Below are 24,351 nucleotides of genomic sequence, written 5' to 3'. Positions count from 1 at the left end.
CGCCCGGGCGAGCGGATTGTGTCACATCGCGGTCCCGCGCGCCTGTCCCTCGGAGCCCGTCCGCCCCCTGGTTAGCGTGGAGGGATGAGCGAGAACTCGTCGCCCGCTGCCACGGCCATCGACCCGCACGCGGGCAGTCGGCACAAGACCATCCGGGGATGGGTGTTCTGGCCCGCAGCGGGGATCGCGCTGGCCTTCATCGCCTTTGCCATGATCTTCCCCGCCGCCGCCGAGGCGACGTTCAGCGCCGTGCAGACGACGATCGTGTCGACCTTCACCTGGTACTACGTCCTGATCGCCGCGTTCTTCGTCGTGTTCGCCCTCGTCATGGGCTTCAGCCGGTTCGGCTCGATCAAGCTCGGGCAGGACGACGACGAGCCGGAGTTCTCCACGATGTCGTGGTTCTCGCTGCTGTTCGCCGCGGGGATGGGCATCGGTCTCGTGTTCTACGGGGTGAGTGAACCGCTGAGCCACTTCCTCGAACCACGGCCGGGCGTCGAGGGGACGCCGGCGCAGGTGGCGCAGCAGGCGATGTCGCAGACGTTCCTGCACTGGGGAGTGCACGCCTGGTCCATCTACGTCGTCATCGGCCTCGCCCTGGCCTACGCGTTCCACCGCCGTCGCCGCCCGCGCACCATCCGCTGGGCGCTCGAGCCGATCCTCGGCGCCCGCCTCGTGCAGGGCGCATGGGGAAATGCCGTCGACGTGGCCGCCCTCGTCGGCACGCTGTTCGGCGTCGCGACGTCGCTCGGTCTCGGCGTCATCCAGATCAGCGCCGGCCTTGAGTTCCTGAACGTCGTCTCGCCGTCGGTGATCAGCCAGGCCGTCATCGTCGGCATCATCACCGGCTTCGTCCTGTTCTCGGTCCTCTCCGGCGTCGGCCGCGGGATGAAGTGGCTGTCCAACATCAACCTCGTCCTCGCGGGCGTGCTGATGCTGTACCTGCTCTTCACCGGGCCGACCGAGTTCCTGCTGCGCGACGTCGTGCAGTCCATCGGCAACTACATCCAGAACTTCATCGGGCTCTCCTTCACCACGAGCGCCTACTCCGGCGAGGACGGCGTCGCGTGGCAGGGGGCGTGGACGGCGTTCTACTGGGGCTGGTGGATCTCGTGGGCGCCCTTCGTGGGCATCTTCATCGCGCGCATCTCGCGCGGTCGCACCGTGCGCGAGTTCGTGACCGGCGTCATCCTGGTGCCCACCCTGGTCGGCATCCTGTGGTTCACCGTCCTCGGCGGCACCGCGATCTACGGCGAGCTGACCGGCACGGTTTCGCTCGTCGGCGCGGACGGCTCCGTCAACGTCTCGACGGCGCTCTTCCAGATGCTCGAGGGCGTTCCCGGCACCGTGCCCCTGTCGATCGGCTTCGTCATCCTCATCGGCATCTTCTTCGTCACCTCCGCCGACTCGGGCGCCCTCGTGATGGGAATGATCGCCACCGGCGGCGAGGAGGAGCCGAAGCGCTGGGTGCGCGTGTTCTTCACCCTGGCGACCTCGCTGATCGCCTTCGCGCTCCTGCTGGCGGGCGGACTGACGGCCCTGCAGACAGCGGCGATCAGCATCGCCCTGCCGTTCAGCCTCGTGCTGCTCGCGATCTGCTGGGCGACGGTGACGGCCTTCCGTCGGGAGCTGCGCGCGTACGACCGCGCCGAGCGCGCCCAGCTGCGCGACGCGATCGGCGCGCACTACGGCCTGGAGGTCGAGGAGCCCAACGAGCGCGGGATCTTCGGCTTCCACGCGCGCTGGCGGCGCCGTCGGGAGGTGGCGGCGACCCCGGACGCGGCAGGGGAGCGGACGGATGCCACCCCGGTGGCATCTACGCCCTCCGACTGACCCCTCTCCCCGGATCCGGCGTGTGCGGCCGGGCCCGTGGACTCGTGCGCGTGGGTGTATAGTCCATCTGGACTAGTCGACATGGACCATGAGGGGGATGGATGCCGGACGCCTCTCGTCTCACCCCGCTCGCGGTCATGATCCTCGCGACCCTGCGCGAGGGCGACATGCACACCTACGAGCTCATGCGCCTCCTGCGCGAACGCCGGGACGACCGGCTCGTCCCGCTGCAGAAGGGGACGATCTACCACACCGTGGCGCGCCTCGAACGGGACGGCCTGCTCGAGGAGGCCGGTGTGGACCGCGAGGGCAACCGCCCGGAGCGCACCACCTATCGTGTCCTCCCCGCGGGCCACCGGGCGGTCGAGGAGTGGGTGCGCGCCGAGCTGCCGCAGATCGAGCGGCCCAGCGAGTTCCGCGTCGCCCTGTCGGAGGCGCACAATCTCGAGCGCGACGAGGTCGTCGCCCTGCTCGACCAGCGCCGCGCGCTGCTCGTCGCCTCCGTCGACGAGCACCGTTCCGGTCTCGAGGGAGCCGCCGGACGCGGCGTCCCCGAACAGTTCCTCGTCGAGCTGCAGCGGCAGTCCGCCCTCCTCGACGCGGAGGTGGCGTGGCAGGACTCCCTGCGCGCCCGTCTCGCCGATCGGTCCCTCCCGTGGGGCCTCGCCGAGATCCCCGACCACATCCGTCAGAAGCATCGCGTCTCGAAGGAGACCACCCCATGACCGACTCCCGCGCCGCCTCGGCGGCATCCCCCTCCACCGGGTCCTTCCGGACCCCCGCGCGCAGCCCGTGGCCCGCCCTCTGGGCCCTCGTCATCGGGTTCTTCATGATCCTGGTCGACACCACGATCGTGTCCGTGGCCAACCCGGCCATCAAGGCGGCCCTCGACCCGGACACCGGCAACCTCGACAACGTCGTGTGGGTCACGAGCGCCTACCTGCTCACCTACGCGGTGCCGCTGCTCATCACCGGTCGTCTCGGCGACCGCTTCGGGCCGAAGAACATCTACCTCATCGGCCTGGCGCTGTTCACCCTCGCCTCCCTCGCCTGCGGCCTGTCGACGTCGCTGGAGATGCTCATCGTCGCCCGCGCCGTCCAGGGCTTCGGCGCCGCGCTCGTGACGCCCCAGACGATGGCCGTCATCACCCGCACGTTCCCGCCGCAGCGCCGAGGCGCCGCGATGGGCCTGTGGGGCGCGACCGCCGGCGTCGCGGTGCTCGTGGGTCCGCTCGCGGGCGGTCTGCTCGTCGACGGCCTGGGGTGGGAGTGGATCTTCTTCATCAACATCCCCGTCGGCATCATCGGCTTCATCGCCGCGCTCGTCCTCGTGCCCCAGCTGCCGCGCACGTCGCACCAGTTCGACATCCTCGGCGTCGTCCTCAGCGCCCTGGGCCTGTTCCTGATCGTGTTCGGCCTGCAGGAGGGTGAGCACTACTCCTGGGCGGCATGGATCTGGGTCATGGTCGTCGCCGGCATCGCGGTCATGGCGGTGTTCATCTGGACGCAGGCCCGCAGCAAGGATGAGCCGCTCGTCCCGCTCGCGCTGTTCCGCGACCGCAACTTCTCGGTCGCGAACCTCGCGATCGCCACGGTCGGCTTCACGGTCACGAGCATGGCCTTGCCGCAGATGTTCTACCTGCAGCTGGCCCGCGGGCTCACCCCCACGCAGTCCGCGCTGCTGCTGATCCCGCTCGCGATCCTCTCGGGCGCGCTCGCCCCGTTCGCGGGCAAGCTCCTCGACCGGACGGACCCGCGGTTCCTCCTCATCCCCGGTCTCCTCCTGGTCGGCGGGTCCCTCGGGCTCTACATCGCGCTGATCCTGAACGACGCGCCCATCTGGGCGTTCCTCATCCCGTCCGCGCTCATGGGCGTCGGCAACGCGGGCATGTGGGGACCGCTCGCGACCACCGCGACGCGCAACCTGCCCCCGCGGCAGGCCGGTGCCGGCGCGGGCATCTACAACACCACCCGGACCGTCGGCTCCGTCATCGGCTCGGCATCCATCGCCGCCTTCATGCAGGCCCGCCTCGAGGCCAACCTGCCCGGTGCCGGCGACGCCACGGAGAGCTTCGGCTCGGGCTCGCTGCCCCCGCAGATCGTCGAGGGCTTCTCGACCGCGATGGGCCAGGCGCTGGTCCTGCCGGCCGTGGTGATCGCCGTCGGCCTGCTTGCGGTGCTGTTCATGCGACGTCCGTCGATGATCCGCCCGCACGGCGCGCCCCGGGAGGCCGTCCCGGCCGCTCCCGTCACCGCGGGGGAGTAGCGACCAGAGCGAAGGGAGGGGGTGTGGCATCCCCTCCCTTCGTCGTCCGGGGGAGGGGATGCCGCGGGGGGCGCCCGGGTTGGGTCCTCCGCTGCCGACATCTCGTCCGTCCGCGGTCAGCGGCGCGTGTGGGGGGAGGGGATGCCGCGGGGGGAGGACGCTCGGTGCGGGTTGGGTCCTCCGCTGCCGGCATCTTCTCCGCCCGCGGTCGCGGTGCGTGGGGGAGGGGAGGACGCCCGGTCCAGGTTCTGTCCTCCGCTGCCGACATCTCCTCCGCCCGCCGTTATCGGCGCGTGTGGGGGAGGGGATGCCGTGGAGGGAGGACGCCCGGTGCGGGTTCGGTCCTCCGCTGCCGACATCTCCTCCGCCCGCCGTCACCGGGGCGTGTGGGGGAGGGGAGGGGATGCCGCGGGGGGAGGACGCCCGGTCGGGGTTGGGTCCTCCGCTGCCGACATCTCCTCCGCCCGCCTTCGCGGTGCGTGGGGGAGGGGATGCCGTGGAGGGAGGACGCCCGGTCGGGGTTGGGTCCTCCGCTGCCGACATCTCCTCCGCCCGCGGTCACCGGCGCGTGGGGGAGGGGAGGACGCCCGGTCCAGGTTCTGTCCTCCGCTGCCGACATCTCCTCCGCCCGCCGTTATCGGCGCGTGTGGGGGAGGGGAGGGGATGCCGCGGGGGGAGGACGCTCGGTGCGGGTTGGGTCCTCCGCTGCCGGCATCTCCTCCGCCCGCGGTCACCGGCGCGTGTGGGGAGGGGAAGGGATGCCGCGGGGGAAGGACGCTCGGTCCAGGTTGGGTCCTCCGCTGCCGGCATCTCCTCCGCCCGCCGTCACCGGTGCGTGTGGGGGAGGGGAGGGGATGCCGTGGAGGGAGGACGCTCGGTCGGGGTTGGGTCCTCCGCTGGCGGCATCTCCTCCGCCCGCCGACGCGGCGACCGCCGGGGCGGTCCGGGGTCAGTCCTCGACGACGCGGGCGGCGATGTCGGTGCGGTACTGGCCGCCCTCGAGGCCGATGCGCTCGATCCCCTCGTAGGCCGCCGTGCGCGCCTCGCGGAACGTGGTGCCGAGGGCGACGACGTTCAGCACGCGACCGCCGGTGGCGAGCAGGTCGTTCTCGCGACGGGCCGTCGCGGCGTGGGCGACGTGCACGCCGTCGACCTCTTCGGCCTCGTCGACGCCGGTGAGAACGCGGCCGGTCAGCGGCGCCTCCGGATAGCCCTCGCTCGCCAGGACCACCGTCACGGCGGTCGCCTCGGCGAACGCCGGTCGCGGGTGGGTGTCGAGGGTCCCGGATGCCGCCGCGAGGAGCAGCTCCGACAGCGGGTCGATCAGACGCGGCAGGACGACCTGGGTCTCCGGGTCGCCGAAGCGGGCGTTGAACTCGATGACCTTCACCCCCTGCTCGGTGAGGATGAGCCCGGCGTACAGGAGGCCGATGAAGGGGGTGCCCTCGGCATCCATCTGCCGGATGACCGGCTCGGCCACCTCGCGGGTGACCTGGTCGACGAACTCCTGCTCGCCGCCGAAGCGCTCCGTCAGCCACGGCAGCGGGGAGTACGCGCCCATGCCGCCCGTGTTCGGGCCCTCGTCGCCGTTGCGCAGGCGCTTGAAATCCTGGGCCGGGCTGAGAGGGAGAACGCGGTCGCCGTCACTGAGGAAGAAGAGCGAGACCTCCGGTCCGGAGAGGAACTCCTCGATGAGCACTCCTCCGCTGGGCAGGTACGTCTCCGCGTGGGCGAGGGCCGCGGCGCGGTCGGAGGTGACGATGACGCCCTTGCCGGCGGCCAGCCCGTCGGCCTTCACCACGTGCGGCGCGCCGAGCTCGTCGAGGGCCGCCTCGACTCCCGCGAGATCGTGGGCGCGCATCGCCCGGCCGGTGGGGACGCCGGCGGCATCCATGATCCGCTTCGCGTACGTCTTGGAGCCCTCGAGCTGGGCGGCGGCCTTACCGGGCCCGAACACCGGGATGCCGCGCTCGCGGACGGCGTCGGCGACACCGGCGACGAGCGGCGCCTCTGGGCCGATGACGACGAGGTCGATCGCCTGGTCCTTCGCGAACGCGGTGACCGCGGCGGGGTCGTTCGCGTCGAGGTCGACGAGGTGTGCGTCGCGGGCGATGCCGGCATTGCCGGGGGCCGCGTAGATCGCGTGCGAGGCCTCCTCGGAGCGCAGGGCGAGGATGATGGCGTGCTCGCGCGCGCCCGAACCGAGGACCAGGATTCTCACGCGGCCAGCCTATCGACCGGCGCCGTCCTTCCCGGCTCAGCGGGATGCCGCTGCCGCCACGCGGGTACCGTGGATGCCATGCCTCCTCGCCGCATCGAGACGGGTGACGGCCGCGCAGCGCTCGCCGCCGTCGCCGCCGGAGACGCCCCCCGCGCCGCCACCGCGACCGCCGTGCGCTACCTCCTGCAGCTCCTCGTCGAGAAGGCCCCCGGCAACTCCGTCGAGATGCGGGTGCCGCCGTTCGGTGCGGTCCAGGTGATCGAGGGGCCGCGGCACACCCGCGGGACCCCGCCGAACGTCGTCGAGACCGACGCCGCGACCTGGATCGCCGTCGCCACGGGGCAGGAGAACTGGATGGATGCCGCCGCCTCCGGCCGCATCACCGCCTCCGGCGTCCGCGCCGACCTGAGCCATCTCCTGCCGCTGCGTCCCTGACCCGCCCGCGCCGTCGGGCCGCTCGGTCGCTCGGTCGCTCCGCTCGGTCGGCCGCGCCGAGATCACACGTTCGGTTCGAGATCACACGTTCCCTACTCCCTGAGCGTGTGCTCTCGGCGAGATCGCGTGATCTCGCGCGCCCCCTCCGCCGCGCGCGAGACAACCTCACGGGCGAGAGAACCGCGACCCGCGGGAGCGGCGGCGGTGGGAGAATGGGTCCATGGCTGAGCAGCCCACCCCCGAACGCAAGCCGTACGTCCACGAGGAGATCGTGACGCTGCGCATGCGCCGTGCACCGAAGTACGGCGTGTTCCTCGCGGCGGGCGCCTTCGTCGGCATCCTCGTCGCGCTCATCCTGACCTTCGCCATCGACGGAGCGAACATCAGCCCGTACACGGACGTCGTCTACACGGAGCTGCAGGTGTTCGGCTTCACGGCGCTCATCTCCGTGGTCGTCTTCATGGTGCTCGGTGCGATCGCCGCCCTGATCTTCGACCGGGCGTCGAGCCGGCGGACCCGGGACGTCCCGGTCGACCACGAGCGCTACCGCTACTGAGGCGGCTCAGGCCAGCTCGGCGATGATCGGATGGATCGCCGAGTCGAAGGCGGCGACGTCCGCGCGGAGGCCGTCCGTGACCGCGACGGTCAGCGATCCGATCCACCACACGCCGCGCTGAGCCAGCGGCAGCACCTGCACGTTCAGCTCGAACGAGTGGGCGCGTCGCCCGACCCGGCGTTCGTGCTCGGCGATCGCGCTGGCGTACGCGCGATACGACACCCCCGGACGGGCGGACGCCTCCCGCGTGTACCGCGAGTTCGCGAGACGGGCGAAGTCGACGGCGTCGGCGGCGTGCGGCGCGATCGCCTCCCGCAGGGTCGCGGAACCGGCGGAGGGAAGAGCGACGAGCGTCTCGAAGCCGTCGATCAGCTCCAGCGGCACCGGCGACGGGTGGGCCTGCGGCTCGACCGTCATCGCCCAGTACTCGCGCCACTCCCGCTCGAGCCGCGCCTGCGCGTCCTCGGAACGCGAGGGGTGCGCGTTGATCGGCACACGGCGCAACATCGGGAGCTCGTCGGGTGATCGGATGCCGATGACCTGACGGAGGTAGAGCGCGAGCAGCACCGGTTGTGCCGCGTCCTCGCGGATCACCCACTCCGGCTGCCCGCCCTGCATGCGGCCCATCATAGGAGCGCCACCGGGTGCGGGCTCGACCCTTGCGGCATCCCCCTCCGAGTCGGTCCGCCACCGCAACCCGACTCCGGAGGGGATGTCGGGAGGGGAGGATGCCACCGGCCGATGTCGTCCTCCCGTCGCTGCATCTCCTCCCCCCGCCGCCCCGCACCTCTCCTCCCCACGCGCCGTTTGGCCCCTCTCGTCCCCCGATTGACACATTGAGGCCGCGGCGAGACCCCGATCTGCACCAGCGTGGAGCAATGCCCTCGCCACTCGAAAGCCGTGTCGCGTCGCTCTCCGAGTTCGTCCGCTCTGCCGGTGGGATCGTGCTCGCGAAAGACGCTCGTCGAGCGGGCTTCTCCGAGCGGACCGTGGCCGCGTCGGTCGCGACGAGCGTCGTGACGCGGGTTCGCCGGCGATGGCTCGCGCATCCGAACGTCGACCCTGCGCTGGTGGGCGCGGCACGGGCGGGAGTCGTCCTGACCTGTGTCACCGCGGCGGAACGTCTCGGACTCTGGGTGCTCGAGCCGGGCGGCATCCATGTCGCCGCTCCTGCGCATGCCGGTCGCATCAACCCGCCCGCGACGGCGCGCGTGCACCGCGCCGCACCCATCGTTCCGCGACCGCCGGGAGAGCTCGTCGACCCCATCGAGAACGTTCTGGCGCTGACCGCCGCGTGCCTGCCCTTCGAGCAGGCGCTCGCGGTGTGGGAGTCCGCTCTCAACAAGCGGTTGGTCACCGTGTACGCACTCGACCGGTTGCCGTTCCGCGGTCCGGCGCGCGAACTCATCGCCGTGGCGGACCCTCTCTCCGATTCCGGGCTGGAGACCTTCGTGCCCGTGCGCCTGCGCTGGCTCGGCGAGCGGATCGTGCCGCAGGCCGTCATCCTCGGGCGTCGCGTCGACTTCCTGATCGGGCAGCGGTTGGTCCTGCAGATCGACGGCGGGCATCACGTCGACGCCCAGCGCGAAGCCGACATTCGCCACGACGCCCAGCTCGTTCTGAACGGCTTCCATGTGATCCGGGTCGGCTACCACCAGGTCGTCCACGACTGGCCCTCGGTCCAGCACGACATCACCCGCGCCATCGCCCAGGGACTCCACCGCCAGCGCTGAATCCCCGCGTCTCCCTCGCGTCCCTTTCGTCCTTCTCCTTCTTGGGCGTCGCGGAGGGAGGGGATGTCGGGTGGGGAGGATGTCACCGGCCCAAGCCCTCCTCCCGTCGCTGCATCCCCTCCTCTCCCCGCCGGCGCGCGTCCTCCCCCGCGTCACCGGCTGGAGGGGATGTCGGGTGGGGAGGATGCCACCGGCCGAAGTTGTCCTCCCGTCGCTGCATCCCCTCCCTTCCCCCGCCGGCGCGCGTCGGACCGCGACGGCGCGCGTCCGCCCCGGCCGTCGCCGGCGGAGGGGTTGCCGGGAGGGGAGGATGCCACGGCCGATGTCGTCCTCCGGTCGCTGCATCTCCTCGTCTGCCCGCCGCCGTGGGTCCGTCGCCGGGCGGAGGGGTTGCCGGGAGGGGAGGATGCCACGGCCGATGTCGTCCTCCCATCGCTGCATCTCCTCCCCTGGCCGCCGCCGTGCGTCCGTCGCTGGAGGGGATGTCGGGAGGGGAGGATGCCGTGGGCCGATGTCGTCCTCCCGTTGCTGCATCTCCTCCCCAGCCTCACCCCCAGCCCCACCCCCACCCCCACCCCCGGCGGAACTCATCCGCCGCCGCGGGTAGTCTGTTCGCGTGGCCTCTGCTCCCCACGAAAACCCCTATTCCGCTGCCGGCGTCGACACTGCCGCCGGAGATCTCGCCGTCGAACTGATGAAGTCCGCGGTGCGCCGGACGCACGGCCCCGAGGTGCTCGGAGGCGTCGGCGGCTTCGCCGGCCTGTTCGACGCGTCGGCGCTGCGCGACTACGCGCGACCGCTGCTGGCGACGAGCACCGACGGCGTCGGCACCAAGGTCGCGATCGCGCAGGCGATCGACAAGCACGACACGATCGGCGAGGACCTCGTCGGCATGGTCGTCGACGACATCGTCGTGGTGGGCGCGCGACCGCTCTTCATGACGGACTACATCGCCTGCGGCAAGGTCGTCCCACAGCGCATCGCGGATATCGTCGCGGGCATCGCCCGGGGCTGCGCCGCGACGGGCACCGCGCTCGTCGGCGGCGAGACCGCCGAGCACCCCGGCCTCCTCGGCATCGACGACTACGACGTGGCGGGCGCCGCGACCGGTGTCGTCGAGGCGGACCGCATCCTCGGCGCCGAGCGGGTGAAGAGCGGCGACGTCGTCCTCGCGCTCGCGTCGAGCGGCCTCCACTCCAACGGATACTCGCTCGTGCGCCACATCATCACGCGTGCGGGCATCGCCTACGGCTCGGCGTCGGCCGAGCTCGGCGGCACGTGGGGGGAGGCGCTCCTCGAGCCCACGCGGCTTTACACCTCGCCCCTTCTGCGCCTCATCGACGACGGATCCGTGGGCGGTGGCATCCATGCCCTCAGCCACGTCACCGGCGGAGGCATCGCCGCGAACCTTGCGCGCGTGCTCCCGCAGGGCACGTGGGTCGACGTCGACCGGTCGACGTGGAGCCCGTCCCCGGTCTTCCGGGTGCTGGCCGACATCGGCGGTCTCGACCTCACCGCGACCGAGGGCACCTGGAACCTCGGCATCGGGTTCCTGGCCGTCGTCTCCCCGGAGAGCGCGGATGCCGCCATCGCGGCGCTCGAGGCCGACGGCATCAGCACCTGGCAGGTCGGGGTCGTCCGCGACGACGCACGCCCCGAGGGCGAGTACGAGCAGGGCGCGAAGGGCGTCGACGGCGGCGCGGTGCGCCTGGTCGGGACCTACGCGGATGCCGGTGCACCGGCGAACGGAGCGGAATAACACCCCATGTGCGGCATCGTCGGCATGGCCGGGCAGGGCCCGGTCAACCAGGAGATCTACGACGCGCTCCTCCTCCTCCAGCACCGGGGGCAGGACTCCACCGGAATCGCGACCGCCGAGTCCAGCGGCGTGTTCCACATCCACAAGGCGCGCGGCCAGGTGCGCGAGGCGTTCCGCACCCGCGACATGCGCGCACTGCTGGGCAGCATCGGCCTCGGTCACGTGCGGTACGCCACGAAGGGCACCGCGTCGAACGAGGAGGAGGCGCAGCCCTTCTACGTCAACGCGCCCTACGGCATCGTCCTCGTGCACAACGGCAACCTGACGAACACGCGCGAGCTGACGACGGAGCTCTTCCACAAGGACCGCCGTCACCTGAACACCAGCAGCGACACCGAGCTGCTCGTGAACATCCTCGGCTCCGAACTGCAGTCCGAGATCACCGGTCCCGACCTCGACCCGGCGCAGGTCTTCCGCGCCGTCGGCCGCGTGCACGAGCGCGTCGAGGGGTCCTACGCGTCGATCGCCCTGATCGCCGGGTACGGCCTCCTCGCGTTCCGCGACCCCTTCGGCATCCGTCCGCTCATCCTCGGCAAGCGACCCGCGACCGAGGTGCCGGGCGGCGAGCCGCGGGACGAGTGGATCGTGGCATCCGAGTCCCTCGTCCTCGAGAACGCCGGCTTCGAGGTCGTCCGCGACGTCGAGCCCGGCGAGGCGGTCTTCATCTCCCTCGACGGCACCCTCCACGCGGAGCAGTGCGCGCCGAGCACCACCCTCGCGCCGTGCTCGTTCGAGTACGTCTACCTCGCCCGTCCCGACTCGGTGATGAACGGCGTCTCGGTGTACGAGACCCGCCTGCGGATGGGGGAGCGCCTGGCCGACACGGTCGCCAAGTACACCCCGGTCGGCGCGATCGACGTCGTCATGCCCATCCCGGACTCCGCGCGCCCGGCGGCGATGCAGGTGGCGCGCAAGCTCGGGATCGAGTACCGCGAGGGCTTCTACAAGAACCGCTACGTCGGCCGGACGTTCATCATGCCCGGGCAGGCCGTGCGCAAGAAGAGCGTGCGTCAGAAGCTCAACGCCATGTCGACGGAGTTCCAGGGCAAGAACGTCCTCCTCGTCGACGACTCGATCGTCCGCGGGACCACCAGCCGCGAGATCATCCAGATGGCTCGGGATGCCGGTGCGAAGAGCGTCACCTTCGCCTCGGCCGCGCCGCCGGTGCGTTTCCCGCACGTCTACGGCATCAACATGCCGTCGCGTCACGAGCTCGTCGCCCACGACCGCACGATCCCCGAGATCGCCGCGGAGCTCGGGTGCGACTACCTCGTCTACCAGGAGGTCGACGACCTGAAGGCGGCGATCATGGAGGGGTCCGACCTCGTCGACCTCGACATGAGCTGCTTCGACGGGCGTTACGTGACGGGCACCGTGTCGGAGGAGTACCTGGCCTGGGTCGAGGGCAGCCAGGAGTCTTGACCCGCCGCAGCGCGGGTCTGGTCGCGCTCGCCGCGGCATCCATCGTCCTGCTGGGGCTGACGCTCCGGATCGCCGTCGCCTCGCTGTCGCCGCTGGTCGACGTGATCCGTCAGGACTTCGACCTGCCCGCGGCGATGATCGGACTGATCGGGATGGCGCCGCCCGTCGCGTTCGCGGTCGCGGGGGTCTTCACCCCGGCGATCGAACGCCGGCTCGGCCTCGAACGGCTCGTGACGATTGCGGCCGTCGTGGCGGCGGTCATGCTGACGGTGCGCGCGTCCGCCGGCGACGCGGTCTCGCTGCTCGCCGCGACGGCGGGCGTCTTCGCCGCGGTCGGCGTCGCGAACGTGCTCATCCCCGCGGTCGTGAAGAAGTACTTCCCCGACCGCATCGGACTGATGACGACCGTCTACTCGACGACGATGGCGGTCGCCACCTTCCTGCCCCCACTGGTCGCGGTGCCGCTCGCGTCCGCGATCGGCTGGCGCGGGTCCTTCGGCGTCTGGGCGGGAGTCGCGATCGCCGCAGTGCTGCCGTGGATCGCCTTGGCTGCCCGTGCTCGCGCGTCGCGCGCCGACCGCATCGAGGAGGCGCGGACGTCGGTGCTGTCCCGTGTGGTCCGCGTTCCGCAGACGTGGGCGCTGGTGCTGAGCTTCGGTGTGAACGCGTCGGTGGCCTACACGGCGTTCGCCTGGCTGCCCTCGATCCTCGTCGACATCGCCGGAATGGATGCCACGGCCGCGGGCGGTCTGCTCGCGCTCTTCTCGTTCATGGGGTTGCCGGTGTCGCTCGTCGTGCCGGTCCTGGTGGCGCGCGCGCGTCGGATCTGGCCGTTCTACGCGGTGGCCGTCGTCGGCGGACTGGCCGGGGTCGCCGGTCTGCTCGTGGCACCCGGGACGGCGACCGCCCTGTGGGTGGTGCTCCTCGGCATCCCGCCCCTGCTTTTCCCGCTGCTGCTGGTACTGTTCGGGTTGCGCACCCGGTCGCATGAGACGGCGGTGGCCCTCAGCGGGATCGTGCAGAGCGTCGGCTACGGCCTCGCCGCCCTGCTGCCGCTCGCCCTCGGCGTCACGCACGAGCTGACGGGCGGCTGGACGGTCGGTCTGATCCTGCTCAGCGGAGTGATCGCCGTGGCCGTCCCGGCCGGGGTCGTCGCGTCCCGCTCCGAGACGATCGAGGCCGCGTGGGAGCGACGGAACGGCCGACAGTGGTGAACGAGACCCCGTGTGTCAGCGCGCGCGGAGGCGAGCGTGCACAGGAAAACGCCGCCGGGGTGCTTCGAGGAAGCATCCGGGCGGCGTTGCACGGCGGGGGAGGAGGAGGTCAGGCCTTCTCGTCCTCGTACTCGTCTGAGTAGTCGTCGGCCCACTTGTCGACGTACGCGTCTTCACCCGACGCGGGTGCACCCAGTTCGCGCTCGAGAGCCGAGTAGTTCACCGAATAGGTGTCGTACTTCAGCTCACGGGCGATCTTGGTGTTCTTCGCCTTCTGACGGCCACGCCCCATGCGAGACCCCCTCACGATCGACGTCGAGGGCCGACTGCGGGCCCTGCGTATTGCGGTTCCGGAACGAGCCGGTAAGAGTAGCATCCAGGATATCACGGTGCCCCCGGGCGAAGACTGCCGGCCGAGGTCGAAGGAGTCCTGATGAGCGAAGAGGCGGGAAGCCGGGCGGTGATCGCGGCCGTCGTGCCGGGACAGTCCCCCCGACTGGTCCAGGAGGCGGCGCGCTACGCCGTCCTGTCGCGGGTGCCCTTGCTGGTGGTGCACGTCGACACCACTCGCTTCGTGTCGTTCGAGGACCCGGACGGCTATGTGCACTCGGCGACGGTCGACGTCGCCGGGGCGGCCGCACGCGCCGCCCTCGCCGACGTCGAAGCGGCATCGGCGCGGGCGCTGTCCGGCTCCGACGCCACGTGGAGCGTGCGGCAGCTCATCGGCGACCCGGCTTTGGCCATCATCGACCTCGCCGAGAAGGTCGACGCGTCGCTCCTCGTCGTCGGCACCCGCAAGCGGGGGCTCGGCGAGTCGATCCGCGAGTTCCTGACCGGCTCCGTCGCGGCCCGCCTCACCCATCGGCAGCACCGTCCCGTGCTCGTGGTGCCGCTGGGCGAGACGGTGCCGCCGGACGAGGAGCTCGTCTGGGAGTGACGCTCAGCGCCGGGTCGCCTCCGCGACCGGACGCTCAGCGTCGGGTCGCCTCGGCGACCGCGTCGGACGCCCGCGCGAGCGCGGTCTCGATGGCGTCGACGGCGGCCTCGGTGAGCTCGCCGCCGCGGGCGACGTGCGATCGCAGCTCGGAGCGGGTCCGCCCCCGGAACTCATTGATCGCCGCATCCGCCCGGTGCAGCTGCTCGCGGCTGCGGCCGCGGGCATCGTCCATAGGGGTCGAGGCCTGCTCGCGTTCCTCCCGGGAGGCGGCGGCGAGGTCCGCCCGCAGGCTGCGCATGGCGTCCTTGACGCTGCCGCGCACCTCCTGGGCGATCAGCCGCACACTGTCGGCGAGCCCGGCCTGGATGCCTTCGAGATCGCCCTCGCGGGAGCGCACCTCCTCGCGTCCGGCGTCGGTGATCGCGTAGACGGTCTTGCGGCCATCGACGGTCTTGGTGACGAGACCCTCTTCCTCGAGCTTGGCGAGCCGGGGATAGATCGTGCCCGCGGACGGGGAGTACGTGCCGCCGGTGCGGTCGGTGAGCGCCTGCATGAGGTCGTACCCGTGGCGGGGCGCCTCGTCGAGCAGGTTGAGGATGTACAGGCGGAGATCGCCGTGCGAGAAGACGGGGCTCATCACCACTCCTCCTCTCCGGCGAGCTCGTCGGGACGCAGGCCCGACACCCCGCGGCGTAGCACCGTGATGTCCGCCGAGACGGTGTTGGCGCGGACGTCGACGAAGCTGCCGGCCAGGGTCCCGGTCGAGCCGGTGAAGTTGGTCGGCCCGGAGCCGGACCGGACGTTCCCGTCGATCTGCACGCGTCCGCTCACGGAGCGGGCGACGTAGGTGGCGGGGAGCTCCCGGTCGAGACGGATCGTCGCGGTGCCGCTGACCGAGTTGAGGCTGATGGACTGGACGGGCCCGGTCGAGTCGACGAGCATCGCGCCCGAGACGGTGTCGATGGAGGCCTTGGTGACAGCGCCCGTGGCGGCCACGTCTCCCGAGACGCTGTTGGCACTGAGGGCGCCCTCGAGCTCGCGCACGTGCACGTCGCCGGAGACCGCGTTCAGGCCGACGTCCCCGACCAGCCCGTCGACGATGATGTCGCCGGAGACGGTGTTGAGCTTCGCGTCGGACCGCAGTCCCGCGACGAGGGCGCTCGCGCTGACCACGCCGAGCGTGAGGACCACGCTGCGGGGGACGGCGATGCTGATCTCGGCCTTGGGTCCGCCGGAGCCGAAGTTCCGGAACACCTCGAGGAAGTTGTCCCACCGCAGCTGCGGGTGGTCGATCTCGAGCTTGTCGCCGGTCATCTCGATGCGCAGGTCTTTGACCGTCACGTTGTGCACCTCGATGCGCGCGCCCGGGTCGTCGTGCGCGACGATGTCGACCTGTCCTCCGACGAGGCCGATCTTCATCTCGCGCACCGTCTCGAGGTCGATGACCCGCGTCTCGCCCGGTCGGACGATCCACTTCTCCAGACTCATGCCTTCATCTCCTTTCGCGATATATCGCGTTGTTGTCGAGTATCGCGATATATCGCGTCTCCGTCAAGAGATGCGGCGACAGCGACGGACAGCGGGGACGTGTCAACCCGGATGAGCGGCCCGGGCGACGGTCCTACGGTCGAGGCATCCATCGAGAGGAGACGACGATGCCCGACGGGAGAGGCTCGAACAGCCTGAAGGACCCCGACCTGTACGAGAAGCTGCGCGAGCAGGGCGACTCGAAGGAGAAGGCCGCGCGCATCTCGAACGCCGCCGCCGCACAGGGGCGGGACAAGGTCGGCGAACGCGGCGGGCACGCCGAGGACTACGAGGACCGCACCGTCGACGAGCTGAAGAAGCGCGCCAAGGAGCTCGGCATCACGGGGTACTCGGACAAGAAGAAGGCGGAGCTGATCGACATGCTCCGCAACCACTGACGGTGCCGCGACTCATCCGCGTCCGGCCGTACGAGGATCCGGGCTATCGCCGGGTGCGGTCGGGGACGGGATTCCGATTCGTCGACCACACCGGCGCCGCCGTGCCCGAGCGGGACGCGGAACGCGCCCGCGGGCTCGTCATCCCGCCGGCGTGGCGGGAGGTGTGGATCGCCCAGGACGAGCGGGCCCACATCCAGGCGGTCGGGACGGACGAGGCCGGACGCCGGCAGTACACGTACCACGCGGACTGGTCGAAGCGCCGGGACAAGGGCAAGTTCGCGCGCGCGCTGCAGCTGGCGGAGGCCATGCCGCGTGCGCGGGCCCGGGTCACGCAGTCGTTGCGCCGCTCGGAGGCCGACCGGGAACGGGTGCTCGCGGCCGCTTTCCGTCTGCTGGACCAGGTGGCGCCGCGCGTCGGCACGGCCCGCTACTTCGCGACGAACGGCAGTCGGGGCCTGACGACGCTGCAGCGGCGCGACGCGATCGTGGAGGGTGACCTGATCCGGCTCTCGTTCCCCGCCAAGAGCGGCAAGCGCGCCGAGCTGTCGCTCCACGACGCGGAGCTCGCGGCACTCATCTCCGAGCTGGCGGTGGGCCGTTCCCGCGCGGCGCTGCTGAGCTACAAGCGCGGCCGGCGGCGCGTCCCGCTCACGCCGGGCGACGTCAACGCCTACGTGCGGACGCTCACCGGGGGGCCGTTCAGCGCCAAGGACTTCCGTACGCTCCGCGGGACCATCCTCGCGGCGGAGGCCCTCGCCAGGTCGGGCACCACCGGCGGGAAGAACGAGCGGAAGAAGGCGGAGGTGGCCGCCGTGCGAGCGACCGCGGAGGCCCTCGGCAACACCCCGGCCGTCGCGCGCTCCAGCTACATCGACCCGCGCGTGTTCTCGCTCTACCGCCGCGGTCGCACGATGGACCTCGGCGGCTCGAAGGATGCCGCGATCCGTCGCCTCATCCTGGGGGAGTGACCCGCGGGTCCGTCCCGCGCCGTTGCCGTGACCTGTCGCAGATGCACGCGCGCGGGGGCTCATCGAGTACATCTGCGACACCTCAGGGCCAGCCGGACGCGCGCGTCCGCGTCTCAGGGGCGGACGACCTCCGGCAGCTCCCGCACCGGGACGAGGACGATGTCCTGCACCTTCCAGTCCAGGGCGACGCACGCCTCGCGCGCGAACTCGAGCGCCTCGAGCGGCACGGCGGCATCCCGGGGCACGACGAACGACTCGACGTGGAAGACGTGGCCCTCGTCGCGGACGCGGCTGCCGACGGCGTCGACCCAGTCCAGCTCTCCGAGGAACTGGTCGATGCGCTCGGCCAGCGGGTGCGGGTGGCGCCCGTCGAAGGTGGTCGCGCGCCGGTCCATCAGGTCGACGACGGCGGAGCGCAGGTTCCGCAGACCGTCGTGGACGATGCTGCCGGCGATGAACAGGGCGGCGGCGGCATCCATCCACCACAATCCGATGCCGATCCCGGCCACGCCGACGATGGATCCGATCGCCGTCATCCAGTCGGCCTTGTTCATGTCTGCATCGGCATACAGCACCTTGTCGTGCAGCTCGCGGGCGAGACCGATCTTCATCCGGCCGAGGATGACGGGCGGCACCGCCGTCACGGCCATCACCGCGATCATGAGCCAGCCGAGCCAGATCGACGCGCCGAAGAGGTTGACGGTGCCGATGGTCGGGTGTTCTGCGGTCAGGAGTCCGATCCCCGAGTCGACCACGAGGAAGCCGCCCATACCGGTCAGCGCGACCGCCGCGACGAGATGGCCCACGGCGACGGAACGATGGAAGCCGTAGGGATGCCGCGGAGTCGGGCGCCGTCGGCTGACCCGGACGGCCGCGAGGAATGCCAGCGGCGGAATGAACGACAGCAGGTCCTCCGCCCACGCAGCCTTCATCGCCTGCGAGTTGCCGAGGACGAGGAGCACGAGCGTCGCGGTCACGACGAGACAGCCGATCGTCACCCACTCGAGCCGGATCGCGCGGCGGAGGGCCTCGGCCTGCCGGTCGGGGAGGGTGGTGCTGCCGAAGGTCACCGGGCTCGTGGTCTCGGGGCTCATCGGGCCATCTCCTCGTCGAGGAACGTCTCGAGCCGCGAGAGGAACGCGTTCTCGCCGATCGGCACGAGCATGACGAGCTTCGCCGTACGGCCGTCGTCGAGCGTCGCCTCGGCGTAGGGCCGCGTCATACCGGCCTTGTTCGTCCAGGGCGTCTTGTCGGTGAGACCGCCGGCGACGACATCGAGATCGCCGTTCTCGAGCCCGCGCACCAGCGCCTCCTCTGCGCCGACCGTCCACTCGACCTCGGCGTCGAGGGAGTCGGCGAACGCCCGGATCGCCTCGACGTCCCTGCCCGTCGGCTCGCCGCCGTCGACCCGGACGAACGTGCCGTTGGGGGTGACGCCCGCGTGCAGCTATCCGCCGGTCACGCGGTCGAGGGTGCCGTCGGGGTCGCGGGGGATCTGCACGCCGCATCCCGTGAGACCCGCCGCGAGCATCAGGGCGGCTCCGGTCGCGATCCATCTGCGCCAGGACATGGGACCTCCTCGCTGTCGTCCTCGGATCCTGGACCGGGCGGCCCGCCCTCGTCGCGGGGGTTGCGCCGCCGCCCCCGTTCCCGCTGCCTGCCCCGCGTGCCGTGACTGGGCGCAGATGTACGCGCGGCGGGGCCTCGCGCGTACATCTGCGGCAAGTCAGCGCCCAGGGCGGGGCCTAGGCTGGCGCGATGACCACCTGGCGCGACGTCGGACTCGTCGCCCTCGGCGGGACGCTCGGCACCGCCGCCCGCGCCGGTCTGGGCCTCGTCGCCGGCGACCTCGGTCCGGCCCTCGTCCCGCTGATCAATGTCGCGGGAGCGTTCCTCATCGGCATCCTGTTCGGGATCGGATCCCGGATGCCGCCGACCCCACGCTCGCGCCGCACCCAGCTGTTCGTCGGCACCGGTGTGCTGGGCGGCTTCACGACCTACAGCGCCCTCGCCGTCGAGGCGGCAGACCCCGCCCTGCTGGGGTGGGGGATCGCGACGGTCGTGCTCGGCACGGGAGCAGCATGGGCGGGCCTCCTCCTCGGTCGTCGCGGCCGGAGTGCGGCATGACGCCGCTCGTCTTCGTCGCGGTCGCGGTCGCCGGGGGCGTCGGCGCGGCGCTGCGCTTCCTCGTCGACACGTCCGTGCGGCGGGTCGCGGGCGACCGCTTCCCGTGGGGCGTGCTCGCGGTCAACCTCTCCGGGGCTCTGGCGCTCGGCATCCTGACGTCCCTCGTCGCCGACGCGACATGGCGCAGCGTCCTCGGCACCGGCCTGCTCGGCGGTTACACGACGTTCTCGGCCGTCGCGGTGACGACGGTCCTCCTCGCCGAGGAGGGCCGCACCCGCGCGTCGGTCGTCTACGCCGCGGTGTCGTTCGTCGGCTCGGTCGCGTTCGCCGCGCTCGGACTGGCCCTCGGCCACGCGCTGACCGCCGGCTGACACGGCTCCCTCGCACATCGACGCGCATCTCGCCGTTCCGGCCGACAATCCTGCGAGAACGGCCGCCTTCTGCGAGGAACGTGCCGGCGACGCGGCCCGACTGTCTCGACGCGGGGCGCAACCCCGCCGTCCTGGCGGGCCGGCATGCGATACTCGCATTCGATACACCTTTGTATCGAAACGCCGCGTTGCGGCATCCGATCCGCCCCCGGAGGCCTCCGTCGTGTCCTACCTGGCTGTCCTGAGCCTGAGGAACCGCGCGCTCATCGCGCTCGTGACCATCGTCGCCGCCCTGTTCGGCGGTCTGGCGCTGACGAGCCTCAAGCAGGAGCTGATCCCGTCGATCGAGTTCCCGCAGCTCGCCGTCGTGACCACGTACCCCGGCGCGTCGCCGGACGTCGTCGAGGCGGATGTGTCGACCCCGATCGAGAGCGCGATCCAGGGCGTGGAGGGACTCGAGTCGACGACGGCCACCAGCACGACGAATGCGTCGATCGTGTCCGCGTCCTTCACGTACGGCACCGACCTCGCCACGGCGGAACAGAAGATCCTCGCGGCGATCGGGCGCATCGACGACGACCTGCCCGACTCGGCCGACACGACCGTCGCCTCCGCCAGCATCGACGACTTCCCCGTGATCCAGCTGGCGGTGACGGGGTTCGCGGATGCCGAGACGATCCAGTCCACGCTCGAGTCCTCGGTCATCCCCGAGCTGCAGGACGTCGACGGCGTCAACGCCGCCCAGGTCGTCGGCGGAGTTGGACAGCGCGTCACCATCACCCCCGACACTGCGGCGCTCGCCGAGCGCGGCTTCTCGCAGCAGGCCATCACCGACGCCCTCGACGCGAACGGCGTGCTCTTCCCGGGCGGTGAGCTGACCGAGGGCGACGAGACGCTCACCGTCCAGACCGGGGCCAAGCTCACGAGCGTCGAGGACGTCAGTGCTCTGCCGCTCGTCCCCACCGACGCGGAGCAGTTCGCCGCCGGAGCCACGACGATCGGCGACGTCGCTGCGGTCGTCCAGGAGCAGGACCCGGTCACGACCCTGTCGCGCGTCGACGGTCAGGATGCCCTGACCATCGCCGTCACCAAGCTGCCGGCCGCCAACACCGTCGACGTCTCGCGCGGCGTCCTGGCCGTGCTGCCCGACCTCGAGGACGCTCTCGGCGGGGCGCAGTTCACCGTCGTGTTCGACCAGGCGCCCTTCGTCCAGCAGTCGATCGAGGCGCTCGCGCAGGAGGGCCTGCTCGGCCTCGCCTTCGCCGTCGTCGTCATCCTCGTCTTCCTGATGTCGGTGCGGTCGACGCTCGTCACGGCGATCTCCATCCCGACCAGCGTGCTCGCGACCTTCATCGGCCTGCAGGCGTTCGGGTACTCGCTGAACATCCTCACGCTGGGCGCGCTCACCATCGCCATCGGCCGCGTCGTGGACGACTCCATCGTCGTCATCGAGAACATCAAGCGGCACTACGTCGGCGACGCGGAGAAGATCCCGACCATCATCCGCGCCGTCCGTGAGGTGGCCGCCGCCATCACGGCATCCACGATCACCTCCGTCGCGGTGTTCCTTCCGATCGCGTTCGTCGGCGACGTGACCGGGGAGCTGTTCCGCCCCTTCTCGCTCACGGTGACGCTGGCGATGACCGCCTCGCTCCTCGTGTCGCTGACGATCGTGCCCGTCCTGGCATCCTGGTTCCTCAAGCCCGGAAAGGTCGTCCGGGATGCCGCCGGCGAACCCGTCGACCCCGAGTCTCCCTCCGCGCCGCCCTCCCGGCTGCAGAAGGCGTACGTGCCGGTCCTCAGCTGGACGCTGAAGCACTCGTGGGCCACGCTGGGCGTCGCCCTTCTCGTGCTCGGCGGCACCGTGGCGACGTATCCGCTGCTCAAGACCGACTTCCTCGGCGACTCCGGCCAGAACACGTTCACCGTCACCCAGGAGATCGGGGCCGCCCCCAGCCTGGATGCCGAGAACGCCGCGGCGCAGCGCGTGGAGGACGTGCTGCTCGACATCCCGGGTGTCGAGACCGTGCAGACCTCCATCGGGTCGAGCGGTTCGGCCCTCCGCGACGCCTTCTCGGGCGGCGGGTCCGGGATCACGTACTCGATCACCACCGAGTCCGGCGCCGACCAGGTCGACCTGCGCGAGCGGGTGCGGACGGAGCTGTCCGCCCTCGACGGCGCGGGGGAGATCGAGGTCGCCGCGGCGGGCGGCGGCTTCGGCTCGAGCGACATCTCCGTGGACGTGACCGCTCCCGACGGGCAGGCGCTGCAGCAGGCGACCGACGCCGTCGTCGCCGCCCTCGACGGGCGCGAGGGCATCGGGCAGGTCACCAGCAGCCTGTCCGCGTCGCTGCCGTTCGTGTCCGTGCGGGTCGACCGCGACGCCGCCGCGGCGGCCGGACTGAGCGAGACCGCCGTCGGCGCCCTCGTCGCCAACACGGGACAGCCGCGCCAGGCCGGCACCGTCGAGCTCGACGGCCGCGGCGTCACCGTCTACATCGCCGCCGCCGACCGACCCGCGACCATCGACGAGCTCCGCGCGCTCGAGATCCCCACGGCCACCGGCCCCGTCCGCCTCGACCAGATCGCGACGGTCGAGACGAGCGAGACGCCGCCGTCGATCACGACGGCGCGGGGACTCCGCACCGCGAGCGTCACCGTCACCCCGACGTCCGACGACCTCGCCAGTTCGTCGGCCTCGGTTCGGGACGCTCTGGCGGGGGCGGCGCTGCCGGCCGGGGCGACCGCCGAGGTGGGCGGCGTCGTCGCCGACCAGCAGGACGCGTTCGGTCAACTGGGACTGGCGCTGCTGGCGGCCATCCTGATCGTCTACGTCGTGATGGTCGCGACCTTCAAGTCGCTCCGACAGCCGCTTCTGCTGCTCATCTCGGTGCCGTTCGCGGCGACCGGCGCGATCCTCCTGCTGCTGGCGACCGGTGTGCCGCTCGGCGTCGCGGGTCTCATCGGCGCGCTGATGCTCGTCGGCATCGTCGTGACCAACGCGATCGTCCTCATCGACCTGGTGAACCAGTACCGGACCCGCGGACTGAGCGTGCACGACGCGGTCATCGTCGGCGGGGCGCGGCGACTGCGCCCGATCCTCATGACGGCGCTGGCGGCGATCTTCGCGCTCGTCCCGATGGCCCTGGGCATCACCGGGCACGGCGGCTTCATCTCTCAGCCGCTGGCCGTGGTGGTCATCGGCGGTCTGGTGTCGTCCACCGTGCTGACGCTGCTCGTGCTGCCGACGCTGTACAACCTCGTCGAGGGAGCACGGGAACGGCGCGAGGCGCGGCGCTCCGGCGCTGCGGACGCGTCTGCTCCTGCGGGGGACGGCGACGGGGGTGCTCCGGCGCCGGACGCCGGCGCGGCGCCGAGCCGGCGGGCACTGCGACGCCGCTGACCGTCGCCCGCTTCCGGCCGTCGGGTGCGACCGTGCTGACCGTCGCCCACCCCCGCTCGTCGGGAGCGGTGACCCGCGGCGCGATCGCGCACTGAGTCGAGCGGGGTCCCGCGGAGAGCCGGCCGTCGCGGCTCGGCGACGTCGCGCCGCGGGTGGCGCCGCGCCGCGACCCGGGCCCGTCGCTTCCATCACGACCCGTCGCCCATCCGCGGGTGTCGGTCCGGTCCGCCGATCCCCGGGACGCGAGCACCGCGGTCCGCAGCGCAGACGAGGTGCGGAGACGCCGGCGCAGGACGACGTGCGTCCCACCGGACAGCGAGGACGGGATGCCGTCGACCCGGCGCGCGTCGGAGGTCGGCGCGGACGCCGGGGCCGTGGCATCCATGGTCCCGACCGCGGCGAGCTGGGCGGTGCGGAGGGCGAGGCAGTGGGTGAAGACGCCCGACCACGCGAACATGATCGCGAAAGCGATGACCTCGAACAGGGCGAGGTTGATGGTCTCGTCCACGAACAGCCACGCGCCGGCGAAGAGCAGCACGAAGGCGGACACCGTGGTCAGCAGGAGGCGCTTCGGCATGCGGTGCAGAAGGATCGGTGACGTGAGCAGCAGCGCGCTGAACCCGAGCACCATCATGGCGGCGACGTTGTCATGCAGGCTCTTGATGGTGTTGAGCGGGATGCAGCCGACCAGCGCGAGGTTCACCCCGACGGTCGTCAGGCAGATCTGCGCCATGGTGGCGGCGCCGCGGCGCGCGGCGGTCCGTCCGAGACGCACGAGGTCCCGGCGCACGCGCACCGCGAAGACGACGACGATCATGCCGCCCACCTTGAGGGTGTTGTTGAACAGCCCCCCGGAGAGGTCGTGGAACGTGCCGAGCTGACTGAAGTGCAGCTGCCACCACTGGGGGTCGCTCGTGGTGAGGATGGAGGCGAGGATGCCGCCGACGAGCACCACGAGCACCAGCCCCGCCACGTGCATCGTCGGGACCGCGCCGAGGCGCTGCGAGAAGCGGGACGCCGTGAGGCCTCCGAGGGGGCGGGCGGAGGAGACGGCGATGCTCATGTCGGGCACTTTCCATCAGGACGGTGCAGGCGTCCCCCGGCACCGCGAGACCCCGGCC

The 24,351-nt window shown here is 71.5% G+C and carries 23 protein-coding genes and 1 pseudogene; 15 read left to right on the top strand and 9 right to left on the bottom strand.

Features of this window, described 5'->3' with window-relative positions:
• Positions 1-84: 84 nt before the first annotated feature.
• The 3 genes from ACO03V_RS02195 (at position 85) to ACO03V_RS02185 (ending at position 4,099) form a co-directional block, all read left to right on the top strand.
• The gene (locus tag ACO03V_RS02195) at positions 85-1,833 is read left to right on the top strand and encodes a BCCT family transporter (protein ID WP_423136439.1); all 1,749 of its coding nucleotides are present in this window, start codon (positions 85-87) and stop codon (positions 1,831-1,833) included.
• 101 nt (positions 1,834-1,934) lie between these two features.
• Entirely contained in the window at positions 1,935-2,558 is a 624-nt protein-coding gene (locus ACO03V_RS02190) for a PadR family transcriptional regulator (protein WP_423136438.1), read from the top strand.
• The gene (locus tag ACO03V_RS02185; protein WP_423136437.1) at positions 2,555-4,099 is read left to right on the top strand and encodes a DHA2 family efflux MFS transporter permease subunit; all 1,545 of its coding nucleotides are present in this window, start codon (positions 2,555-2,557) and stop codon (positions 4,097-4,099) included. Before ACO03V_RS02190 ends, ACO03V_RS02185 begins: the two co-directional genes overlap by 4 nt.
• 949 nt (positions 4,100-5,048) lie before the next feature.
• On the opposite strand, the gene purD is transcribed toward ACO03V_RS02185, so the two are convergent.
• Positions 5,049-6,320, bottom strand: coding sequence for a phosphoribosylamine--glycine ligase (purD, locus tag ACO03V_RS02180; RefSeq protein ID WP_423136436.1), 1,272 nt, complete (start codon positions 6,318-6,320; stop codon positions 5,049-5,051).
• Between the two features lie 78 nt (positions 6,321-6,398).
• On the opposite strand from purD, the gene ACO03V_RS02175 reads away from it, so the two are divergent.
• Together ACO03V_RS02175 and ACO03V_RS02170 are read left to right on the top strand one after the other, a co-directional pair.
• Complete coding sequence (locus tag ACO03V_RS02175) at positions 6,399-6,755, top strand: sterol carrier family protein (RefSeq protein WP_367731475.1); 357 nt, start codon at positions 6,399-6,401, stop codon at positions 6,753-6,755.
• 220 nt (positions 6,756-6,975) lie between these two features.
• On the top strand, positions 6,976-7,311 hold the full coding sequence (locus ACO03V_RS02170) for a potassium transporter Trk (protein WP_367731478.1): 336 nt from the start codon (positions 6,976-6,978) through the stop codon (positions 7,309-7,311).
• Between the two features lie 6 nt (positions 7,312-7,317).
• Here the strand turns inward: ACO03V_RS02170 and ACO03V_RS02165 are convergent, their stop codons facing one another.
• The gene (locus ACO03V_RS02165; protein ID WP_367731480.1) at positions 7,318-7,929 is read right to left on the bottom strand and encodes a zinc-binding alcohol dehydrogenase; all 612 of its coding nucleotides are present in this window, start codon (positions 7,927-7,929) and stop codon (positions 7,318-7,320) included.
• Positions 7,930-8,189: 260 nt separating this feature from the next.
• On the opposite strand from ACO03V_RS02165, the gene ACO03V_RS02160 reads away from it, so the two are divergent.
• From ACO03V_RS02160 to ACO03V_RS02145, 4 genes are all read left to right on the top strand, one after another.
• Positions 8,190-9,044: an endonuclease domain-containing protein gene (locus tag ACO03V_RS02160; protein ID WP_423136435.1), complete on the top strand. Its 855-nt coding sequence runs from the start codon at positions 8,190-8,192 to the stop codon at positions 9,042-9,044.
• A 616-nt stretch (positions 9,045-9,660) separates the two neighbouring features.
• Positions 9,661-10,803, top strand: a complete 1,143-nt coding sequence (gene purM / locus ACO03V_RS02155; protein ID WP_423136434.1) for a phosphoribosylformylglycinamidine cyclo-ligase — start codon at positions 9,661-9,663, stop codon at positions 10,801-10,803.
• Between the two features lie 6 nt (positions 10,804-10,809).
• Entirely contained in the window at positions 10,810-12,285 is a 1,476-nt protein-coding gene (purF, locus tag ACO03V_RS02150) for an amidophosphoribosyltransferase (protein ID WP_367731486.1), read from the top strand.
• Positions 12,282-13,499: a CynX/NimT family MFS transporter gene (locus ACO03V_RS02145; protein ID WP_423136433.1), complete on the top strand. Its 1,218-nt coding sequence runs from the start codon at positions 12,282-12,284 to the stop codon at positions 13,497-13,499. The genes purF and ACO03V_RS02145 overlap by 4 nt, the downstream gene beginning before the upstream one ends.
• 109 nt (positions 13,500-13,608) lie before the next feature.
• Here the strand turns inward: ACO03V_RS02145 and ACO03V_RS02140 are convergent, their stop codons facing one another.
• Positions 13,609-13,791, bottom strand: a complete 183-nt coding sequence (locus ACO03V_RS02140; protein ID WP_367731564.1) for a DUF3073 domain-containing protein — start codon at positions 13,789-13,791, stop codon at positions 13,609-13,611.
• A 141-nt stretch (positions 13,792-13,932) separates the two neighbouring features.
• Here ACO03V_RS02140 and ACO03V_RS02135 point away from each other — a divergent pair, with 141 nt between their 5' ends.
• Positions 13,933-14,436, top strand: a complete 504-nt coding sequence (locus ACO03V_RS02135; protein ID WP_423136432.1) for a universal stress protein — start codon at positions 13,933-13,935, stop codon at positions 14,434-14,436.
• 34 nt (positions 14,437-14,470) lie between these two features.
• Here the strand turns inward: ACO03V_RS02135 and ACO03V_RS02130 are convergent, their stop codons facing one another.
• Entirely contained in the window at positions 14,471-15,073 is a 603-nt protein-coding gene (locus tag ACO03V_RS02130) for a PadR family transcriptional regulator (protein WP_423136431.1), read from the bottom strand.
• On the bottom strand, positions 15,073-15,924 hold the full coding sequence (locus ACO03V_RS02125; RefSeq protein WP_387056439.1) for a DUF4097 family beta strand repeat-containing protein: 852 nt from the start codon (positions 15,922-15,924) through the stop codon (positions 15,073-15,075). The genes ACO03V_RS02130 and ACO03V_RS02125 overlap by 1 nt, the downstream gene beginning before the upstream one ends.
• Positions 15,925-16,091: 167 nt before the next feature.
• Here ACO03V_RS02125 and ACO03V_RS02120 point away from each other — a divergent pair, with 167 nt between their 5' ends.
• Together ACO03V_RS02120 and ACO03V_RS02115 are read left to right on the top strand one after the other, a co-directional pair.
• On the top strand, positions 16,092-16,361 hold the full coding sequence (locus tag ACO03V_RS02120; protein ID WP_387056440.1) for a DUF7218 family protein: 270 nt from the start codon (positions 16,092-16,094) through the stop codon (positions 16,359-16,361).
• A 2-nt stretch (positions 16,362-16,363) separates the two neighbouring features.
• Complete coding sequence (locus ACO03V_RS02115) at positions 16,364-17,329, top strand: DNA topoisomerase IB (protein WP_367731610.1); 966 nt, start codon at positions 16,364-16,366, stop codon at positions 17,327-17,329.
• Positions 17,330-17,442: 113 nt separating this feature from the next.
• Here the strand turns inward: ACO03V_RS02115 and ACO03V_RS02110 are convergent, their stop codons facing one another.
• The 3 genes from ACO03V_RS02110 to ACO03V_RS02100 are packed head-to-tail and all read right to left on the bottom strand — an operon-like array spanning position 17,443 to position 18,899.
• The gene (locus ACO03V_RS02110) at positions 17,443-18,423 is read right to left on the bottom strand and encodes a cation diffusion facilitator family transporter (RefSeq protein WP_423136430.1); all 981 of its coding nucleotides are present in this window, start codon (positions 18,421-18,423) and stop codon (positions 17,443-17,445) included.
• Positions 18,420-18,776, bottom strand: a complete 357-nt coding sequence (locus tag ACO03V_RS02105; RefSeq protein WP_423136669.1) for a transporter substrate-binding domain-containing protein — start codon at positions 18,774-18,776, stop codon at positions 18,420-18,422. The genes ACO03V_RS02110 and ACO03V_RS02105 overlap by 4 nt, the downstream gene beginning before the upstream one ends.
• Positions 18,777-18,899, bottom strand: a complete 123-nt coding sequence (locus ACO03V_RS02100) for a hypothetical protein (RefSeq protein ID WP_423136429.1) — start codon at positions 18,897-18,899, stop codon at positions 18,777-18,779. It abuts the gene before it with no gap.
• Positions 18,900-19,087: 188 nt separating this feature from the next.
• On the opposite strand from ACO03V_RS02100, the gene ACO03V_RS02095 reads away from it, so the two are divergent.
• The 3 genes from ACO03V_RS02095 (at position 19,088) to ACO03V_RS02085 (ending at position 23,230) form a co-directional block, all read left to right on the top strand.
• Complete coding sequence (locus ACO03V_RS02095) at positions 19,088-19,456, top strand: fluoride efflux transporter FluC (RefSeq protein ID WP_423136428.1); 369 nt, start codon at positions 19,088-19,090, stop codon at positions 19,454-19,456.
• Positions 19,453-19,827 (top strand): fluoride efflux transporter FluC, encoded by a 375-nt coding sequence (locus ACO03V_RS02090; RefSeq protein WP_423136427.1) that lies wholly within the window; start codon positions 19,453-19,455, stop codon positions 19,825-19,827. The genes ACO03V_RS02095 and ACO03V_RS02090 overlap by 4 nt, the downstream gene beginning before the upstream one ends.
• A 223-nt stretch (positions 19,828-20,050) precedes the next feature.
• On the top strand, positions 20,051-23,230 hold the full coding sequence (locus ACO03V_RS02085) for an efflux RND transporter permease subunit (RefSeq protein ID WP_423136426.1): 3,180 nt from the start codon (positions 20,051-20,053) through the stop codon (positions 23,228-23,230).
• A 445-nt stretch (positions 23,231-23,675) separates the two neighbouring features.
• On the opposite strand, the pseudogene ACO03V_RS02080 reads toward ACO03V_RS02085, so the two are convergent.
• Positions 23,676-24,209: pseudogene (locus ACO03V_RS02080) on the bottom strand (DUF998 domain-containing protein); the annotation flags it as partial.
• Positions 24,210-24,351 lie beyond the last annotated feature (142 nt).

The sequence above is a fragment of the Microbacterium sp. HMH0099 genome (assembly GCF_049384025.1).
GTDB lineage: Bacteria > Actinomycetota > Actinomycetes > Actinomycetales > Microbacteriaceae > Microbacterium.
The sequence above is the reverse complement of the archived record's forward strand: the minus strand, read 5'-3'. Positions and strand labels throughout refer to the sequence as shown.

What these genes read in the sequence shown, in the direction of transcription:
- ACO03V_RS02195 (WP_423136439.1), top strand. Translation starts at nt 85, where the DNA reads ATGAGCGAGAACTCGTCGCCCGCTGCCACGGCCATCGACCCGCACGCG.
- ACO03V_RS02190 (WP_423136438.1), top strand. Translation starts at nt 1,935, where the DNA reads ATGCCGGACGCCTCTCGTCTCACCCCGCTCGCGGTCATGATCCTCGCG.
- ACO03V_RS02185 (WP_423136437.1), top strand. Translation starts at nt 2,555, where the DNA reads ATGACCGACTCCCGCGCCGCCTCGGCGGCATCCCCCTCCACCGGGTCC.
- ACO03V_RS02175 (WP_367731475.1), top strand. Translation starts at nt 6,399, where the DNA reads ATGCCTCCTCGCCGCATCGAGACGGGTGACGGCCGCGCAGCGCTCGCC.
- ACO03V_RS02170 (WP_367731478.1), top strand. Translation starts at nt 6,976, where the DNA reads ATGGCTGAGCAGCCCACCCCCGAACGCAAGCCGTACGTCCACGAGGAG.
- ACO03V_RS02165 (WP_367731480.1), bottom strand. Translation starts at nt 7,929, where the DNA reads ATGCAGGGCGGGCAGCCGGAGTGGGTGATCCGCGAGGACGCGGCACAA.
- ACO03V_RS02160 (WP_423136435.1), top strand. Translation starts at nt 8,190, where the DNA reads ATGCCCTCGCCACTCGAAAGCCGTGTCGCGTCGCTCTCCGAGTTCGTC.
- purF (WP_367731486.1), top strand. Translation starts at nt 10,810, where the DNA reads ATGTGCGGCATCGTCGGCATGGCCGGGCAGGGCCCGGTCAACCAGGAG.
- ACO03V_RS02140 (WP_367731564.1), bottom strand. Translation starts at nt 13,791, where the DNA reads ATGGGGCGTGGCCGTCAGAAGGCGAAGAACACCAAGATCGCCCGTGAG.
- ACO03V_RS02135 (WP_423136432.1), top strand. Translation starts at nt 13,933, where the DNA reads ATGAGCGAAGAGGCGGGAAGCCGGGCGGTGATCGCGGCCGTCGTGCCG.
- ACO03V_RS02130 (WP_423136431.1), bottom strand. Translation starts at nt 15,073, where the DNA reads ATGAGCCCCGTCTTCTCGCACGGCGATCTCCGCCTGTACATCCTCAAC.
- ACO03V_RS02125 (WP_387056439.1), bottom strand. Translation starts at nt 15,924, where the DNA reads ATGAGTCTGGAGAAGTGGATCGTCCGACCGGGCGAGACGCGGGTCATC.
- ACO03V_RS02120 (WP_387056440.1), top strand. Translation starts at nt 16,092, where the DNA reads ATGCCCGACGGGAGAGGCTCGAACAGCCTGAAGGACCCCGACCTGTAC.
- ACO03V_RS02110 (WP_423136430.1), bottom strand. Translation starts at nt 18,423, where the DNA reads ATGAGCCCCGAGACCACGAGCCCGGTGACCTTCGGCAGCACCACCCTC.
- ACO03V_RS02100 (WP_423136429.1), bottom strand. Translation starts at nt 18,899, where the DNA reads ATGTCCTGGCGCAGATGGATCGCGACCGGAGCCGCCCTGATGCTCGCG.
- ACO03V_RS02095 (WP_423136428.1), top strand. Translation starts at nt 19,088, where the DNA reads ATGACCACCTGGCGCGACGTCGGACTCGTCGCCCTCGGCGGGACGCTC.
- ACO03V_RS02090 (WP_423136427.1), top strand. Translation starts at nt 19,453, where the DNA reads ATGACGCCGCTCGTCTTCGTCGCGGTCGCGGTCGCCGGGGGCGTCGGC.